Annotated in this window: 15 protein-coding genes; 13 read left to right on the forward strand and 2 right to left on the reverse strand. The window is 48.4% G+C overall.

Annotation, left to right across the window (positions count from 1 at the left end; all coding sequences use genetic code 11):
• The 11 genes from cobJ to WJ238_RS03025 are packed head-to-tail and all read left to right on the forward strand — an operon-like array spanning window position 1 to window position 11,300.
• Window positions 1-684: a precorrin-3B C(17)-methyltransferase gene (gene cobJ / locus WJ238_RS02975; RefSeq protein WP_508317164.1), complete on the forward strand. Its 684-nt coding sequence runs from the start codon at window positions 1-3 to the stop codon at window positions 682-684.
• Entirely contained in the window at window positions 677-2,686 is a 2,010-nt protein-coding gene (gene cobK, locus WJ238_RS02980; RefSeq protein ID WP_337606092.1) for a precorrin-6A reductase, read from the forward strand. Before cobJ ends, cobK begins: the two co-directional genes overlap by 8 nt.
• Window positions 2,683-4,101: a cobyrinic acid a,c-diamide synthase CobB gene (locus tag WJ238_RS02985; protein ID WP_337606093.1), complete on the forward strand. Its 1,419-nt coding sequence runs from the start codon at window positions 2,683-2,685 to the stop codon at window positions 4,099-4,101. The genes cobK and WJ238_RS02985 overlap by 4 nt, the downstream gene beginning before the upstream one ends.
• A complete protein-coding gene (gene cobT / locus WJ238_RS02990; protein WP_337606095.1) occupies window positions 4,070-5,122 on the forward strand; it encodes a nicotinate-nucleotide--dimethylbenzimidazole phosphoribosyltransferase in 1,053 nt (350 codons plus the stop codon). Before WJ238_RS02985 ends, cobT begins: the two co-directional genes overlap by 32 nt.
• A gap of 21 nt (window positions 5,123-5,143) precedes the next feature.
• Window positions 5,144-5,695 carry a bifunctional adenosylcobinamide kinase/adenosylcobinamide-phosphate guanylyltransferase gene (locus tag WJ238_RS02995; RefSeq protein ID WP_337606096.1) on the forward strand — a complete coding sequence of 184 codons (552 nt, stop codon included), beginning with the start codon at window positions 5,144-5,146 and terminating at the stop codon, window positions 5,693-5,695.
• Window positions 5,692-6,450, forward strand: coding sequence for an adenosylcobinamide-GDP ribazoletransferase (locus tag WJ238_RS03000; protein WP_337606097.1), 759 nt, complete (start codon window positions 5,692-5,694; stop codon window positions 6,448-6,450). The genes WJ238_RS02995 and WJ238_RS03000 overlap by 4 nt, the downstream gene beginning before the upstream one ends.
• Before the next feature lie 4 nt (window positions 6,451-6,454).
• A complete protein-coding gene (locus WJ238_RS03005) occupies window positions 6,455-7,060 on the forward strand; it encodes a histidine phosphatase family protein (protein WP_337606098.1) in 606 nt (201 codons plus the stop codon).
• Window positions 7,017-7,985: an adenosylcobinamide-phosphate synthase CbiB gene (gene cbiB / locus WJ238_RS03010; RefSeq protein ID WP_337606099.1), complete on the forward strand. Its 969-nt coding sequence runs from the start codon at window positions 7,017-7,019 to the stop codon at window positions 7,983-7,985. The genes WJ238_RS03005 and cbiB overlap by 44 nt, the downstream gene beginning before the upstream one ends.
• A 51-nt stretch (window positions 7,986-8,036) precedes the next feature.
• Window positions 8,037-9,113: a threonine-phosphate decarboxylase CobD gene (gene cobD / locus WJ238_RS03015; RefSeq protein WP_337606100.1), complete on the forward strand. Its 1,077-nt coding sequence runs from the start codon at window positions 8,037-8,039 to the stop codon at window positions 9,111-9,113.
• Window positions 9,095-10,612, forward strand: a complete 1,518-nt coding sequence (locus WJ238_RS03020; RefSeq protein ID WP_337606101.1) for a cobyric acid synthase — start codon at window positions 9,095-9,097, stop codon at window positions 10,610-10,612. Before cobD ends, WJ238_RS03020 begins: the two co-directional genes overlap by 19 nt.
• 10 nt (window positions 10,613-10,622) lie before the next feature.
• Window positions 10,623-11,300 (forward strand): precorrin-8X methylmutase, encoded by a 678-nt coding sequence (locus WJ238_RS03025; RefSeq protein WP_337606103.1) that lies wholly within the window; start codon window positions 10,623-10,625, stop codon window positions 11,298-11,300.
• Between the two features lie 254 nt (window positions 11,301-11,554).
• Here WJ238_RS03025 and WJ238_RS03030 read toward each other — a convergent pair whose 3' ends face one another.
• Window positions 11,555-12,787 carry an IS110 family RNA-guided transposase gene (locus tag WJ238_RS03030; RefSeq protein WP_337606104.1) on the reverse strand — a complete coding sequence of 411 codons (1,233 nt, stop codon included), beginning with the start codon at window positions 12,785-12,787 and terminating at the stop codon, window positions 11,555-11,557.
• Between the two features lie 374 nt (window positions 12,788-13,161).
• Between WJ238_RS03030 and WJ238_RS03035 the strand changes: the two genes are divergently transcribed.
• Window positions 13,162-14,223, forward strand: coding sequence for a Fic family protein (locus WJ238_RS03035; RefSeq protein WP_316265175.1), 1,062 nt, complete (start codon window positions 13,162-13,164; stop codon window positions 14,221-14,223).
• A gap of 86 nt (window positions 14,224-14,309) precedes the next feature.
• Complete coding sequence (locus WJ238_RS03040; protein ID WP_337606105.1) at window positions 14,310-15,251, forward strand: 2-hydroxyacid dehydrogenase; 942 nt, start codon at window positions 14,310-14,312, stop codon at window positions 15,249-15,251.
• 38 nt (window positions 15,252-15,289) lie between these two features.
• Here the strand turns inward: WJ238_RS03040 and WJ238_RS03045 are convergent, their stop codons facing one another.
• Window positions 15,290-16,072 carry a sirohydrochlorin cobaltochelatase gene (locus WJ238_RS03045; protein WP_337606106.1) on the reverse strand — a complete coding sequence of 261 codons (783 nt, stop codon included), beginning with the start codon at window positions 16,070-16,072 and terminating at the stop codon, window positions 15,290-15,292.
• Between the last annotated feature and the right edge of the window lie 138 nt (window positions 16,073-16,210).

The following is a 16,210-nucleotide window of genomic DNA, read 5'->3' on the forward strand; positions in this document are numbered from 1 at the left end:
ATGACGATACGGGCGGCAAAGGCGCTGGAAGCAAGCCAGGTGATCGCAGGTTATACGGTCTATGTAGATCTGGTAAAGGAGCATTTTCCCGGAAAGGAATTTCTGACCACTCCTATGACAAAAGAAATCCAGAGATGCCGCATGGCGCTTGAAAAGGCACAGCAGGGGCAGACCACCGCCATGATCTGCAGCGGAGATGCAGGGATCTACGGTATGGCGGGACTGATCCTTTCCATGAAAGAAGAGTATCCGGACGTCCAGGTGGAAGTAATTCCGGGAGTGACGGCGGCTTCTTCAGGGGCAGCTGTACTGGGGGCTCCTCTTATCCACGATTTTGCTGTCATAAGCCTAAGCGATCTTCTCACGCCGTGGGAAAAGATTGAAAAAAGGCTGCGGTCGGCGGCAGAGGCGGACTTTGCAATCTGTATCTATAATCCTTCCAGCCGCAAAAGGAAGGATTATCTGAAAAGAGCGTGCCGCATCATTGGAGAATACCAGAGTCCCGATACCGTATGCGGCTATGTGTCCAACATAGGGCGGGAAGGAGAGGCATACAGGATATGCACGCTTGCCCGGCTTATGGAAGCGCAGACAGATATGTTTACAACAGTATTTATTGGAAACTCACAGACCATCAGAAAAAAGGAAGCTATGATAACACCAAGGGGATATGAAAATGGCTAGTATTATGATTTTTGCAGGAACGACAGAGGGGCGGAAAATAGCGGAATTTCTTCGGGGACATGCACCTAAGGTATATGTCCTTACGGCGACAGAGTATGGAAAAGAGCAAGTGGAGGACGGGGAAAATATCCATGTTCTCGCCGGCAGACTGGATGTGGAGGGAATGCGGGAGCTGGCTTACGGGTGCCAGGCAGAGCTTGTCATTGACGCCACCCATCCTTTTGCCATGGAAGTGACAAAAAATATACAGAAAATGTGTCGGGAAGAGAGCATTTCTTATATGCGGGTGCTGCGGGAAGGATCCGTGAAGGACGGCAATGCAGTGTGGGTAAAGAATATCCGGGAGGCGGCGGACTATTTAAAAGATAAGGAAGGAAATGTCCTCATCACCACCGGAAGCAAAGAACTTGCGCCTTACACAGAAATACCCGATTATCAGAGCCGGTGTTTTCTCCGTGTGCTTTCCACAAAAGAAGCAGTGCAAAAAGCAGTGGAAAACGGATTTGAAGGGAAACATCTCATTGCAATGCAGGGACCTTTTTCCCAGGAAATGAACGAACAGCTTCTTCGCCATGTGCAGGCAAAATATATGGTGACAAAGGAATCCGGGCGAAGCGGCGGATATGAAGAAAAGCTTCGCGCCGCCAAAAAGGCGGGAGCAGTGGCAGTTGTCATTGGAAGACCCATGGAAAAGGGAGTCACTCTGGATGAAGCGTTTCAGATCCTTGCAGAAAAATACGGCTTCCGCCGGCCGCGTCACATTACCCTTGTAGGAGTGGGTCCAGGGGATGAGAGTTTACTGACAAAAGCAGCACAGCGGGCAATGAAATCGGCAGATGTGCTGATCGGAGCCAAGCGTATGCTGCAGGCGGCAGAAGGAATTGCGGCAGAAAGATATGAAGAGTACCGTGCAGACAAGATAGAAGAATTTTTAAGGATCAATTCCAGATACCGGCAGATTGTCATTCTGCTTTCCGGCGATGTCAGCTTTTACAGCGGAGCGGCGAAGCTGAAAGAGACATTGAAGGAATATGAGATGTCAGTCATTCCGGGAATTTCATCTATTTCCTGTATGGCGGCCCGCATTGGAAAGGGAGTGGAACATACTCCTTTGCTCAGCATTCACGGACGAAACTGTAATTATGTGGATTATTTAAGAGAATACGGCCGGATCTTTCTTCTGGTAAGCAGCGGGAAAGAGATTGAAACCGTGTTAAGAAGACTTTGCCGGTACGGATACGGCTCTGCGTCTGTCTATGTGGGAAGCAGACTGTCCTATCCCAAGGAAAATCTCATATCCGGCACGGCCAAACGCCTGTCTGAAAAAGAAAAAATCTGGGACGGGCTCAGTGTGATGTATGTGGAGATCCCGGAAATCCTTGTGGAAGAGGCGCCGCAGGAGACGGAGGATGGCGATTTTATCCGGGGAAAGATTCCTATGACAAAAAGCGGGATCCGAAGCGTAGTCCTTGCAAAAATGAATCCCCAAAAGGATGCAGTCATTTACGATGTAGGCGCAGGAACCGGATCGGTGTCCATTGCTCTTGCAAAGAAATCCATAGACGGTATGGTTTTCGCCATTGAGAAGAAGATTGAAGGAATTGCTCTTATACACAAGAACAAAAGGCATTTTCATGTATCCAATATTCAGGCAGTTCACGGAGAGGCTCCTGAAGCATTGGAGCAGCTGCCGGCGCCGGATCTTGCCTTTGTGGGAGGAAGCAGCGGAAATCTGACGTCCATACTGGAAGCAATATGGAGCAAAAATCCAGAGGCAAAAATCGTAGTTTCCGCTATCACACTGAATACCCTTGCGGAATGCACCGAATATATAAAGCGGCATCCAAAGCTTGGAGCGGATATAATGCAGATCCAGGTATCCCAGGGAAAAAAAGTAGGAAGATATCAGATGATGACCGGACAGAACCCCATCTATATCGTTACGTTTGAAAGACGGAAAGAGAAAAAAGAGCAGGGCAGGGAAGGAGAGAAGAGAGAATGAAACGGCAGGCACCCAGACTTGTCATAGCGGCGCCGGGGAGCGGAAGCGGAAAGACACTTGCTGTCTGTGGAATTTTAACTTCCCTTCTGGCAGCAGGAAAAAAGCCGGCAGCCTTTAAATGCGGTCCGGATTATATTGATCCCATGTTCCATGAAACCGTGATCGGGACGGCCTCCAAAAATCTGGATACTTTCTTTGCCGGGGAAGAACTGGTAAGACAGCTTTTCCTGGAGGAGGCAAAACATGCGGATCTTTCTGTGATCGAGGGCGTGATGGGATACTATGACGGCCTGGCAGGCACTTCCCTTTCCGCCAGTACCTACGATGTGGCAAGGACGCTGGAAGCGCCTGTTATACTGGTGGTTGATGCTGCAAAGACAAGCGTTTCCGTTATGGCGCTTTTGAAAGGATTCCGGGAATTTCGGCGGGACAGCCTGATCCGGGGTGTGATCTTTAATCAATTGTCTCCGTCCCGCTATGAAGGGATGAAACAATTGACGGAGGAAGAACTTGGCATTCCGGTCTGCGGCTATCTGCCTAAAATGGAAGATATGGACCTGGAAAGCCGCCATTTAGGGCTTGTTATGCCGGGCGAGATCAGGAAATGGAAGGAGAAGCTTAAGAAGCTGGAAAAGCAGTGCCGGATTTCTCTTGATCTTCCCCTTCTGGAAAAGATCGCTGCAACAGCTCCGGATATGGAGGAAGGGGAATCAGATATCCCTGTAAAGGAGATTCCTCAAAAGTTGCTCCAAAAGGATTCCCAAAAGCCGCCTGTGGTCGCTGTGGCAAAAGATGCGGCCTTTTCCTTCTATTATAAAGATAACCTAAGGCTTCTTGAAAAGCTTGGGGCGCAGCTTTTGGAATTTTCCCCCTTAAATGACAGGGAAATTCCCAGAGAAGCGGATGCCCTCCTCCTTGGCGGTGGCTATCCTGAGCTTTATGGCGCTCATCTGGAGGAAAATCTTCCCATGCGTCAGTCAGTGAAGCAGGCGCTTTCCTCTGGAATGCCGTGTATGGCAGAGTGCGGAGGCTTCCTCTATCTTCAGGAGGAGATGGAAGATCCCGAAGGAAGACGTTACAAAATGGCAGACTTTTTGCCGGGAAAAAGCTTTTATAAAGGGAGACTGTCCAGATTTGGCTATGTGTCACTGACAGCCCAAAAGGACGGAGCATTTGCAAAAGAAAGAGAGATCATTCGGGGACATGAGTTTCACTATATGGATACAGATGCAAATGGGGACGCATTTCAGGCCTGCAAACCCATTACCGGCCGGAATTGGGAGTGCGCCGTGACAGGAGAGTCATTCTATGCCGGATTTCCCCATCTCTATCTCTATTCGATGCCGGATTTTGCCGGACGATTTGTAAGAAAGGCAGAAGAATATGGAAAAAACAGAAGAAAGCAACAGTTTTAAAGTGACGGGATTAGATCAAACTTCTATGGAGCGGTGTCAAAGGCGATGGATGCAGATTGCAAAACCTTTGTACGGACTTGGAAGGCTGGAATATGCCATCATACAGATTGCGGGCATTACAGGAAATGAAAAAGTTTCTATAGATAAAAAAGCGTTGATCGTCATGTGCGCTGACAACGGAGTAGTGGAAGAAGGGGTCTCCCAGACAGACAGCAGCGTAACGGCAGTGGTGACAGATAATTTTGCAGAAGGAAAGACTTCCGCCTGCCTGATGAGCAGGCGGGCCGGTGTGGACGTTTTCCCCATTGATATCGGCGTACAGACAAAGACAAAAGTCTATGAAGATAAAGTAGCCTGGGGAACCCGGAATATGGCCAAAGGCCCTGCCATGTCAAAGAAGGAAGCCCAGGAAGCCATCCATGCAGGAATCCGCGCAGCCTGGCGCTGCCGGGAACTGGGGTATCAGATCCTTCTGACCGGTGAAATGGGAATTGGCAACACCACCACAAGCAGCGCGGTGGTTTCGGTGCTCCTCGGCAAGGATCCGAAGGAAGTGACAGGAAAAGGGGCAGGACTTTCCGACGAGGGGCTTCTTCGGAAGCAGCAGGTGATACGGACAGCCATCCAAAGGAACCGGCCGGATCCCCAAGATCCGCTGGACGTGCTTGCCAAAGTGGGGGGACTGGATATCGGAGGCCTTGCCGGAGTGTTCCTTGGGGGAGCCATGTACCGGATCCCTGTAGTGATGGACGGATTCATTTCCGCGGCGGCGGCTCTTGTTGCCTGCCAGATCGAGCCAAAGGTTTCCGATTATATTCTTCCTTCCCATTTATCCGGAGAAGGGGGAATGAGCCTGGTTTTAAAAGAACTTGGAAAGGAACCCTTCCTTCACTGCGGTATGAAGCTGGGAGAAGGGACCGGTGCAGTTGCTCTTATGCCCCTTTTGGACATGGTGCTGGAAGTGTACCGGCATATGCCGGATTTTGACGGGATTCAGATCGAGGCCTATCAGCCTCTTTAACGCTCTTTAAAGGAGGAAGCAATGCTTTACATGATATTTGGAGGAAGCGGAAGCGGCAAGTCCGAGTATGCGGAAGATCTTGCGGTGAAACTTTGTCCGGGAGAAAAAATTTATCTTGCCACCCTGCAGGATATTGATGAAGAAATGGAAAAACGAATTAAAGATCACAAAACCATGCGGAAAGGAAAGCATTTTACAACTGTTGAGCAGGGGCTTGCCCTGGAAACGCTGGATGTAAGCGGACAGAAACTGGTACTGTTAGAATGCATGACCAATCTTCTGGCAAATGAGATGTATTCCCCAAAGGCACAGAAGGAAGAGCCGGTGGCGAATTACATTATGAGAGGGATCCGGCATATCAAAGGCCAGGTGGAGGACCTGATCGTGATCGCCCAGGATTCTTTTTCCGAGGTTCCCATGGACCCGGAAATGCGCCGATATGTCCGGGAGTCCGGGCGGGTCAATCAGAAACTGGCAAAAGAAGCAGATGTGGTCATTGAAGTCAAATTCGGCCTTCCCCTTATGCTGAAAGGAGAGCTACCTTTGGAGCTGAAAGGGGACAGGACAGTATGAAATATGTAAGCAGCTTTCTGATCGCTTTTAGCATGTATTCCAAGATTCCGGTTCCACAGGCAGACTGGGAGAAATCTTCTATGGAATATGTCATGTGTTTTTTTCCGCTGGTGGGAGCTGTCATCGGGGGTATCCTGTATGGGGCTGCCTGGGCGGCGGATTTTTTGGCTATTCCACGGCAGCTGTCGGCGGCTGTTCTGACTGCGCTTCCTCTATGGATTTCCGGAGGGATCCACATGGATGGATATATGGATACAAAAGATGCGCTGGCTTCCTGGGGAGATTCCCAAAAGAAGCTGGAAATCCTGAAGGACAGCCATGTGGGAGCTTTTGCCGTGATGGGACTTGGGATTTATCTTCTGCTCTCTTACGGAGCATGGAACTGTATCCGGCCCGGGCAGGGACTTTTCTGTGTCGGTATGGGCTTTGTGATAAGCCGGGCCTTAAGCGGACTTTCTGTTATTTTCTTTCCCAAGGCAAAAAAGACAGGCTCCTATGTGACTATGTTTGCAGGGAAGGCACAGAAGAAAAAGGGAGCAGTCATCCTTGGTCTGCTGCTTTTTGCCGCGTCGGCTTTGCTCCTTGTGTTCGGGGGACGATGCGGATGGATCTGCCTTTTGGCGGCGGCAGCGGTTTATATCTGGTATTATTACATAAGTAAAAAACAATTTGGAGGAATCACCGGAGATCTGGCAGGATATTTTGTCCAGCTTTTAGAGCTGGTCTTTCTTCTTGCGGCAGCGGTGACAGGATAGTACAATGAAAATCATATTGGTCCGTCACGGACAAACAGAAGGCAACCGGGAGCATCGCTTCATCGGAGGAAGAAGCAATGAACCTGTGACGAAAGAAGGAATCCTTACACTGGAAAAACGAATATATCCTAAGGTGGAGCATGTATTTTCCAGTCCGATGAAGAGGTGTATACAGACGGCGAAGGCGGTCTTTGGGGAAGAAGATCCGGAGATCATAGAGGAGTTTAGAGAATGTGATTTCGGAATATTGGAGGGCAAAACCCATGAGGAGCTTATGGGAGATCCCCTGTATGATACTTTTGTAGAAAGCGGCGGCGGGCTGCCTTTCCCGGAAGGGGAGGCGATTCCTGATTTTAACGCCCGGTGCGTGAAGGCTCTTCAAAAAGCAGTGGAAATTGCCGGGGAAAGAGGATATCAGAGTATAGGCTGTACCGTTCACGGCGGGGTGATCATGGCAGTGATGTCGCAGATGGTGAAAGGCAGCGATTACTATGCCTGGAACGTAGAAAACGGAGAAGGCTATATTGTGGAAATAGACGAAGAAAAATGGAAGGAAGGACATCTGGATGGCACAGTCACTGGCGGCACTTTGCATCGGATTTATACTTGATTTTATTTTGGGAGATCCCCACAGCTTCTGGCATCCGGTGCAGGGGATCGGCTCTTTGATCACCGGGACGGAAAAGGCGCTGCGAAAGGTGTTTCCCGATAAAAAGAGGCCTTTGCAGATAGCAGGTCTCCTTCTGGTGATCTTTGTGGTGTCTGTCTCCGTGCTGCTTGCAGGGCTGCTTCTGTGGATAGCAGAAAGGATCCATCCGGCCCTTGGTTTTGGACTTTCCTGTATTTTGTGCTGGCAGATGCTGGCAGCAAAATCTCTGAAAACAGAAAGCATGAAAGTGTATACCGCTCTGGAAAAGGAAGGGTTGGAAGCAGGTAGAAGAGCAGTCTCCATGATCGTGGGACGGGATACAAAGTCCCTTTCCGAAGAGGGCGTCATTAAGGCGGCGGTGGAAACAGTGGCGGAAAATACATCAGACGGCGTGACAGCCCCTTTGTTTTATATGATGCTGGCGGGGCCTTTGGGCGGGGTTTTTTATAAGGCCATCAATACCATGGATTCCATGATCGGCTACCGCAATGAGAAATACCGGTGGCTGGGAACCTGCGCGGCCCGTCTGGATGACATTGCCAATTTTATTCCGGCAAGGATCAGCGCGCTTTTTATGACGGCAGCAGCCTTTGTGCTGGGATTTGACGGGAAAGGCGCATGGAAAATCTACCGGCGTGACCGCCATAATCATAAAAGTCCCAATGCGGCTCAGACGGAAGCGGTGATGGCGGGAGCTCTTCAGGTGCAGCTTGCCGGGGACGCCTGGTATTTTGGAGAGCTTTATAAAAAGCCCACCATCGGGGATCCGATCCGCCCGGTGAAGCGGGAGGATATTCCGGCAGCCTGCCGTCTGGAGTACGGAGCGGTCATCCTGCAGTTTTTGGTGATGGCGGCGGCAAAAGCAGCTTTGATCTTTCTGATTTAGAGAAAACGGCAGCAGAGATTCAGAGAAAAAGGATAGAAAAAGAGGATAGAAATGGAAGAACACGGCGGAAATATTTTCGATAAAAACATCAGATTGGACTTCTCTGTCAATATCAATCCTTTTGGCATGCCCGAATCGGTGAAAAAGGCGGCCCTTGAAGGGGTCTCTCTTGCTTACCGGTATCCGGATATAGAAAAAAGAGAACTTAGAAAAGCTCTGGGAAGAAAACTTCAAATATCCCCCGGGCGGATCGTGACAGGAAATGGGGCGGCGGAACTGATCTATGCCATAGCGGCTGCCTTTGAACCGGGAAGGGCTGCCGTGCTGGGGCCGACCTTTGGGGAATACGAAAAAGCCCTTCGCATCCACGGATGGCAGGTGCTTCATTATCTGGCTCGCCGGGAAGAGGGATACCGCTTTACGAAAAAAGCGCTGGAATGGCTTGATAAAGAGGAAGGGCTTAGCGCTGTTTTTCTCTGCAATCCCAACAATCCTACCGGAATGCTGGCAGATGGAGGATTTTTGAAAAAGCTGGCTGATCTGTGCCATAGGAAAGAGATGCTTCTTGTGGTGGATGAATGTTTTCTGGAACTGACCGGGCAGGGAGAGGGAAAATCCCTTCGGTATCTCCAGGAACAATACCCGGAGATTCTTATCTTACGGGCATTTACAAAAATCTATGCCATGCCGGGACTTCGGCTTGGCTACGCACTGACAGCCAATGAAGAAACAGCAAAGAGACTGGAAAATATACTGCCTCCCTGGAATGTATCCGCTCCTGCACAGATGGCAGGGTGCGCCGCTCTGGAAGAGGAGGCCTTTGTCAGAGAGAGCAGGGAATTTCTGTTAAAAGAAGAAAAGTGGATGGAAGAAAAGCTGACGGAACTGGGGTTTTTCGTATGGCCTTCGGATACCATCTTCTGTATGTTTGAGGGAGAGGAAGGTCTGCAGGAAGCCTGTTTGAAACAGGGAATCTATATTCGGGATGCAGCCAGTTTTCCGGGGATCAGAAAGGGAACTTACCGGATCGGGATCAGGCAGCATGAGGACAATGTACAGCTTCTGGAAGTTTTGAAAACGTGCGGTGATACCGCAAAAAGGAGAGAACAATGGCAAAAGCGATCATGATACAGGGAACCATGTCCGGAGCCGGAAAGAGCCTTTTGGCAGCCGGACTTTGCCGGATTTTTAAGGAGGATGGCTTTCGGACTGCCCCTTTTAAATCCCAGAATATGGCTTTAAATTCCTATATTACAGAGGACGGACTGGAAATGGGACGCGCCCAGGTGGTGCAGGCGGAGGCGGCCATGACAGATCCCTCTGTCTATATGAATCCTATTTTGCTCAAACCTACCACGGACACTGGATCCCAGGTCATTGTAAACGGGGAAGTTATAGGAAATATGAGCGCCCGTGAATATTTTGCCTGTAAAAAGAAGTTTGTCCCGGATATCTTAAACGCCTGCCGCCATCTGGCAGAAGAGTATGATATTCTTGTCATAGAAGGAGCGGGAAGTCCGGCGGAGATCAATCTGAAAGAAAATGATATTGTCAATATGGGTCTTGCCGAAATGCTGGATGTTCCGGTACTTCTTGCCGGAGACATTGACCGGGGCGGCGTATTTGCACAGCTTTACGGGACAGTGGCCCTTCTTGAGCAGAAGGAAAGGGAGCGGATCAAGGGGCTCATTATCAATAAGTTCCGTGGAGATAAATCCATCCTTGATTCGGGAATTGCGATGCTGGAGGAGCGGACAAAGATTCCTGTAGTGGGAACTGTTCCCATGCTTTCCGTGGATATCGAGGAGGAAGACAGTATATCGGAACGTTTGGAAAGGGGAGGAAACAAGACGGGCCTAAAAGACGCACAGAAGGCAGCCATTGATATTGCAGTGATCCGATTTCCAAAGATTTCCAATTATACGGATCTTGCGCCTCTGGAATCTGTGGAGGGAGTGGAGGTTCGTTATGTTTCCGCTCCCCGGGATCTGGGACAGCCCGACCTCATTTTGCTTCCCGGAAGTAAAAATACAATGGCAGATCTGAAATGGATGCGCACTTCCGGCATGGAAGCTTCTATTTATAAATGTTTGAAAAAAGGGACCATGATCTTCGGCATATGCGGCGGATACCAGATGATGGGGGAAAGCCTTGCGGATCCGGAGGGAACAGAAGGGGGAGGAACCATGAGAGGAATGGGACTCCTCCCGGTGGAGACTGTTTTTCATAAGCAGAAAACAAGAACACGCATACAGGGGAAACTGGAAGCTTTAAGCGGGATGTATGAAAAACTGTCAGGCGCTGCATATGAGGGATATGAGATCCATATGGGCAGGACAATGCTTACAGGAGAAGCGCAGGTTCTGGCAAAAAGGGAAGAAGAAATCTTAGGCGTGTGCCGGGGGCAGGCAGCAGGAACTTATATTCACGGGATTTTTGACAGCAGTGAGACGACCGACGGTCTTCTTCAAATGCTGGCAGAGAAAAAAGGCCTGGATGGCGCCGCCCTGAAGGGGACAGATTTTCGGGAATACAAGGAAAAGCAATATCAGGCTTTAGCGAAAGGGCTTCGTGAGTCCCTGGACATGGAGGCGATTTACCGTATGTTAAGGGAAGTAAAATGTTAGGAGGGACATCATGCTGGAAGAATTGGAACAGGTACTGCCGGGCGACATAGAAAAGAGAAGTTTTGAGATCATTACAGAGGAATTGGGGGAAAGAACCTTTGATCCTCTGGAAGAACCCATTATCAAGCGATGCATTCATACCAGTGCGGATTTCGACTATGCGGATCAGCTTTACTTCTCACCCGGTGCGGTAAAGATTGGAATAGAGGCTATAAAAAAAGGCGCCCGGATCGTGACAGATACCAATATGGGAAAAGCTGGAGTCAACAAGACGGCCCTTGGCAAATTTGGCGGGGAAGTGCTGTGCTTTATGGCAGACGAAGATGTAGCAGAGGCAGCAAAAAGAGAGGGAACCACCCGGGCAGTAGCCAGTGTGAAAAAGGCCGCTGCTCTGAAAGCCGCAGGGGCGACGGGAAGGCCGATGGAAGAGCGTCCTCTTATCCTGGCAGTGGGAAATGCGCCAACGGCTTTGATCGAAGCCTATGAGCTGATCCAAAAAGGCAGGTTTGCACCGGATCTTGTGATCGGCGTGCCGGTTGGATTTGTCAATGTGATCCCGGCAAAAGAACGGATCATGCAGGCGGGAGTTCCCTGTATTGTGGCAAGGGGACGAAAAGGCGGAAGCAATATTGCGGCAGCCATCTGCAATGCATTGATCTATATGTCTTTCAATAAGACAAAAGTGTAGTCGGAAAACAGATAAGGATTTTTACTGCATATAATTTTGGATTTTATATGCAGTAAAATCGAATGGTGCATTGATTTTCTGCATATAATATAGTATTCTTATATGCAGAAATAGTCCAGCGGTGATATGTCAAGAGGGAAAGGAATAAAAATCAATAGATTTTTGCTGGGTTTCCCTAAAAATGGACGCACTTTCCCAGGCCCCGCTATTTTCGCATTTTTAGCCGGACATGACTTCACCGTTAGAATCCAAACCTATTTGGATTCCGGTGCCTTATACAGGCAGTTGTCTTTCAGCAGTCGAAAGACCAGCCGCACCAATTTACGGGCAGTGAATGCGAGGGCACGTTTGTGCTGGTACTTGTTCACCTCTTTATATTTGCGGTGATAGAAGCTGCGGTACTCTGCGTCGCATCTCACAAGAGACAAGGCAGCTTCACACAGGTAGTACTTTAAGTATCGGTTGCCGGAATGGATCATGCGTGTGTTTTGCGCCTCAAAGTCTCCGGACTGATGCTGTGACCACACAAGACCAGCATATTTGGCCAATGAGGCCTGAGTGGAGAAACGGTTGATATCACCGATTTCCGCAATGATACCGGCTGAATAGACAGGACCGATTCCTTTGACAGATGTCAGAGTATTGGGGATCAGAGCCATCTGTTCAGCAATCGCCTTATCAAAGGCTTTGATCTGTGATTCCATAGCTCTCATAGAGCTTATGGATATGGAAAGCACCTGATTGACGGAGTCGTTTACCGTTTTTGGGAGACGGTAGGAGCTCCGGGCGGCTTTCTGGATGGCTTTCGCCACGGAATCCGGGTCAGGGAAACGGTTTTTCCCTTTCTCGATGATGAATTCGGTGAGCTGATGTAAGTCCATGTTTGCTAACGCCTCAGCTGATTCAAAGGATTCATAGACGGCTAAGGCAGTAGTGCTGAAGGTATCGGAAAATACCTTCTCCTGCGTCATCGTAGAATACTTCTTAAACAGCTGGTTCATAAAACGTTGTTTTTCTCTGGTGAGATTCTGGACAGCGAAGAATCTGGCCCTTGTGAGGTTCTTAAGGGCAGTATAACGGTAGTCGTCAAGATAGACCTCTTTGTTGATTCTACCGAAGCGCAGGCAGTCAGCAATGACAAAGGAGTCCACATAGTCATTCTTAGGCAGGTCGTTGTAAGAAAGCTTGAACTTATTGACCTGCTTGGGATTGAGGACATGGATCTTCTTGTTGTACGGCGCAAGAGAGCCGTCTTCCCTTAAGAAGCAGACGAGATTGTCTCCATAAACGGAGGTTGCCTCCAGACCGATGACAAGGTCTGTAAGGGATTCAGAAGTAATAGCTGAAAGGATGCGTTTCACAAGCTGCCGGGAACCATCCCTGGAATTGGGGACTGAGAAGTTGCTGTGTTTGGAACCATCGGGCTTCATCAGATAAGCCACGTTGGACTTGCTGCTCACATCAATACCGACGTAAAGCGGGTTCATAGGATCACCTTCTTTCGTAAGAGTATTCGTGGTCAATCGGCTTGGCAATACCCACGATCATGGAGCATCAACACCCTCGCAATATCAGAATTCAGCCGGAGATGGGCAGATGCGATCCCCACTGCAAAAGGGACACCCATGGACTCCGGCAAACAGCCAGCTGGTTTGAAGTTAACATCCATGTCAGGGGAACAGACTATCAATGAAGTAACCACAAAGGTCCAACAGGGGGAATGAAGAACTATTACCTGATTGACACAGGGATCAATTATATCATGGGTATAACCAAACCAATTGATCTTGTTCTTTATTTATTCAGTTATTAAAAAACTAGGTAACTATTAACTATAAACTTATTATACGAGGGGGATTATATGAGGAAATTTGATTATTCATTTTTGAACAATGGTCTTTTGCCTGCAAATCTGGTAAACCTTACTTCTAACATTTCCGCCTTGAAAACTATGGCGGGAATCCGCAAAGAGGAATATGCACAAGTCTTTACCGAATTGGAGGCGGTTGCAAAAGTACAATCTATCAAAAGTTCAAATGCGATTGAGGGTATTGTTACAAGCGATGAGCGTATCGCAGCTATTGTTAATCAAAACAGCGCCCCTCTGAACCATAATGAGGCAGAGATTGCCGGTTACAGAGATGCATTAAACGAAATCCACTTAGGTTTTGAACACATAGATTTCAGAGAGAATGATATTTTGCGCTTACACGAAATGATGATGTCCCTGACCGGTTATGAGTATGGCGGTCAATACAAAACTGAAGATAATGTGATCTTAGAGGTGGATGCGGAGGGCAACAGACGGGTTCGTTTCCGCCCTATACCGGCAGAAGAAACGCCAAAGGCAATGGAACAATTAGAGCTTGCTTATATGGAGGCACGCAGTGACGCTAATATCAATCAACTATTGTTAATCCCTTGCGTGATTTTGGATTTTCTCTGCATACACCCTTTCCGTGACGGTAACGGCAGAATGTCAAGATTGCTTTCCCTACTGCTTTTGTACAAAAATGGCTTTGATGCAGGAAAGTATGTGTCTTTTGAGGAACAGATCAATCATTACAAAGCCTACTATTATGAAGCTCTCCGGCAATCTTCGGAAGGCTGGGAAACAAACGAAAACAGTTATTTCCCATTTGTCGAAAACTTTCTGTCCACCCTTTATATGTGCTATAAAGAACTTGATAAGCGTTTTGCTGTTGTTCATGGAAAAAAGATCACAAAGAAAGCCCGTGTAGAGGCCACGGTATTAAATAGTCTTACACCGATTTCCAAAGCAGAAATATGTAAAATTCTTCCCGATGTGAGCCCTACTACTGTTGAAGCTGTTCTCGGCGCTATGGTAAAAAGCGGTGCGGTGAAGCGAATCGGCTCATCAAGGGCAACAAGATATATTAAAGCGAATGAATACGGTTGTTGATTTCAAATCCTATTATGAGGTTTTTGTATACCGGAAGTACAAATGTCATGCAGATAGATTTATTCAAAAAAGAGGAGGAAAGCAAAATGAAAATCGTATTGTTGGAGAGTCTGGGCGTGTCAGACTCAGTTATGGAAGGTTATGCAGCGAAGCTGGAAGAAATGGGCCACAGTTTTGTGGCCTATCCAAAGGACACAGATCCCAAAGTCCAGGTGGGAAGAAGCAAAGATGCAGATGTTCTGATGCTGGCAAATATGCCCCTTGATGCATCTGTTATTGAGGAGGCTTCTTCCCTGAAATTTATTGACGTAGCGTTTACCGGAGTGGATCACATCCCGGTGAAAGAGGCAAAGGCGAAAAGTATTGCCATCAGCAACGCTTCCGGCTATGCGACACAGGCAGTGGCAGAACTGTGCATCAGTTTCATGATCCAGCTGCTCCGCAACGTAGGAAAAACAGAAGAGCGGTGCCGGGAAGGCGGGACGAAGGATGGTCTCATCGGCAATCTTCTGTGTGGAAAGACAGTAGGAATCGTAGGCGCAGGAGCCATTGGAAAGAAAACAGCAGCCCTCTGCAAAGCATTTGGCTGCCGTGTCATTGGATTTAACAGAAGTAAAATTACAGATCCGGTTATCGATGAACAGGTGAGTCTGGAAGAACTGTTAAAACAGTCGGATATCGTTTCCCTTCACTGCCCGCTGACCGAGGACACAAAAGGAATGATCGGCGAAGAGCAGCTGAAAATGATGAAGAAAAGCGCTCTCCTTATTAACACTGCAAGGGGAGCAGTAGTGGATTCCAAAGCCCTGGCAAAGGCACTGGAAGAAGGGCAGATTGCAGGGGCGGCAAGCGATGTCTTTGAGATGGAGCCGCCTCTTCCGACCGATCATCCGCTTCTTAAAAGCCCCAACACCATTGTGACGCCTCACATTGCATTTGCGTCGAAAGAGTCTATGGAGCAAAGAGCAGAGATTGTATTTGACAATCTTTATTCCTGGCTTGCAGGAGAGCAGAAAAACGCGATCTGATTTTAATGTCCTGCTAAAAAAGGGGTGCCGGATAATCGCTAAACAGGCTGTGCCTGGAGGGCGTGGCGCACATAGAGTTCACAGATGGACTCATATTCGCCCAGACCTTTCAAAATGCAGGTAGTCTCATAGCCGCGGGACTGAAAGATGGATTTCCAGGAATCCTCATCCTCACCGGCAAGGTCGTTGGAGGCGTGATCTCCCGCCACCAGCATAAGCGGTGCAAGGTAGACATGATGGTAACTTTTGCCTTCCATCAGGCTAAGAACAGCATCAAGATCCGGATAAGCCTCCACTGTGCCTACATAGACATGGGGATGGCCCGTCTGTTTAAAGGCGTAATCCAGGGCCCCATAGAGCATATTGGCATAGTGGGTGCTTCCGTGGCCCATGAATACAAGAGCTTCCTGCTCCGACAAGGCGGGGAGCTCTTTTGTTAAAGCGTCGATCACATAAAAAAGATCCGAAGTATCCGTAAGGAGAGGGGCGCCGAAAGAAAGGCTGGAAAAATGCTCCCGGAAGGAGAGAATATCCGCCTTCATGAAATCATTTTCCACACCGTTCATAATGTGGGTGGGCTGCACAAGAAGATCCGTAAAACCTTCCTTTACAATATCCTCCATAGCTTCCTTTACATTGGGGATAATTATGTGGTCCCGCTCTCTTAATTTTTTCAAGATCATGCCGCTTGTGTAGGCATGGAAAAACTTCCTGTCCGGAAACTTCTGGGCAAGAATTTTCTCGATATGTTCAATGTTTTTTTCTCTTGTTTCTTTATAGCTGGTGCCAAAGCTTACCACCAGCAGAGCTTTGTTTGTCATAGATTTTTCCTCCATGTGGGTAAATAGGAACTGTCAGTAGTATAACGGAGGTTTGAAAATTAATCAATTAGGGTAGAAAAAAATTCGCAGAGTTACATACTCTGCGAAATCGTAAATATTATACCTCATCTGTATTTG

Origin of the sequence: Claveliimonas sp., from assembly GCF_037273965.1 — a bacterium.
Classification (GTDB): domain Bacteria; phylum Bacillota; class Clostridia; order Lachnospirales; family Lachnospiraceae; genus Claveliimonas; species Claveliimonas bilis.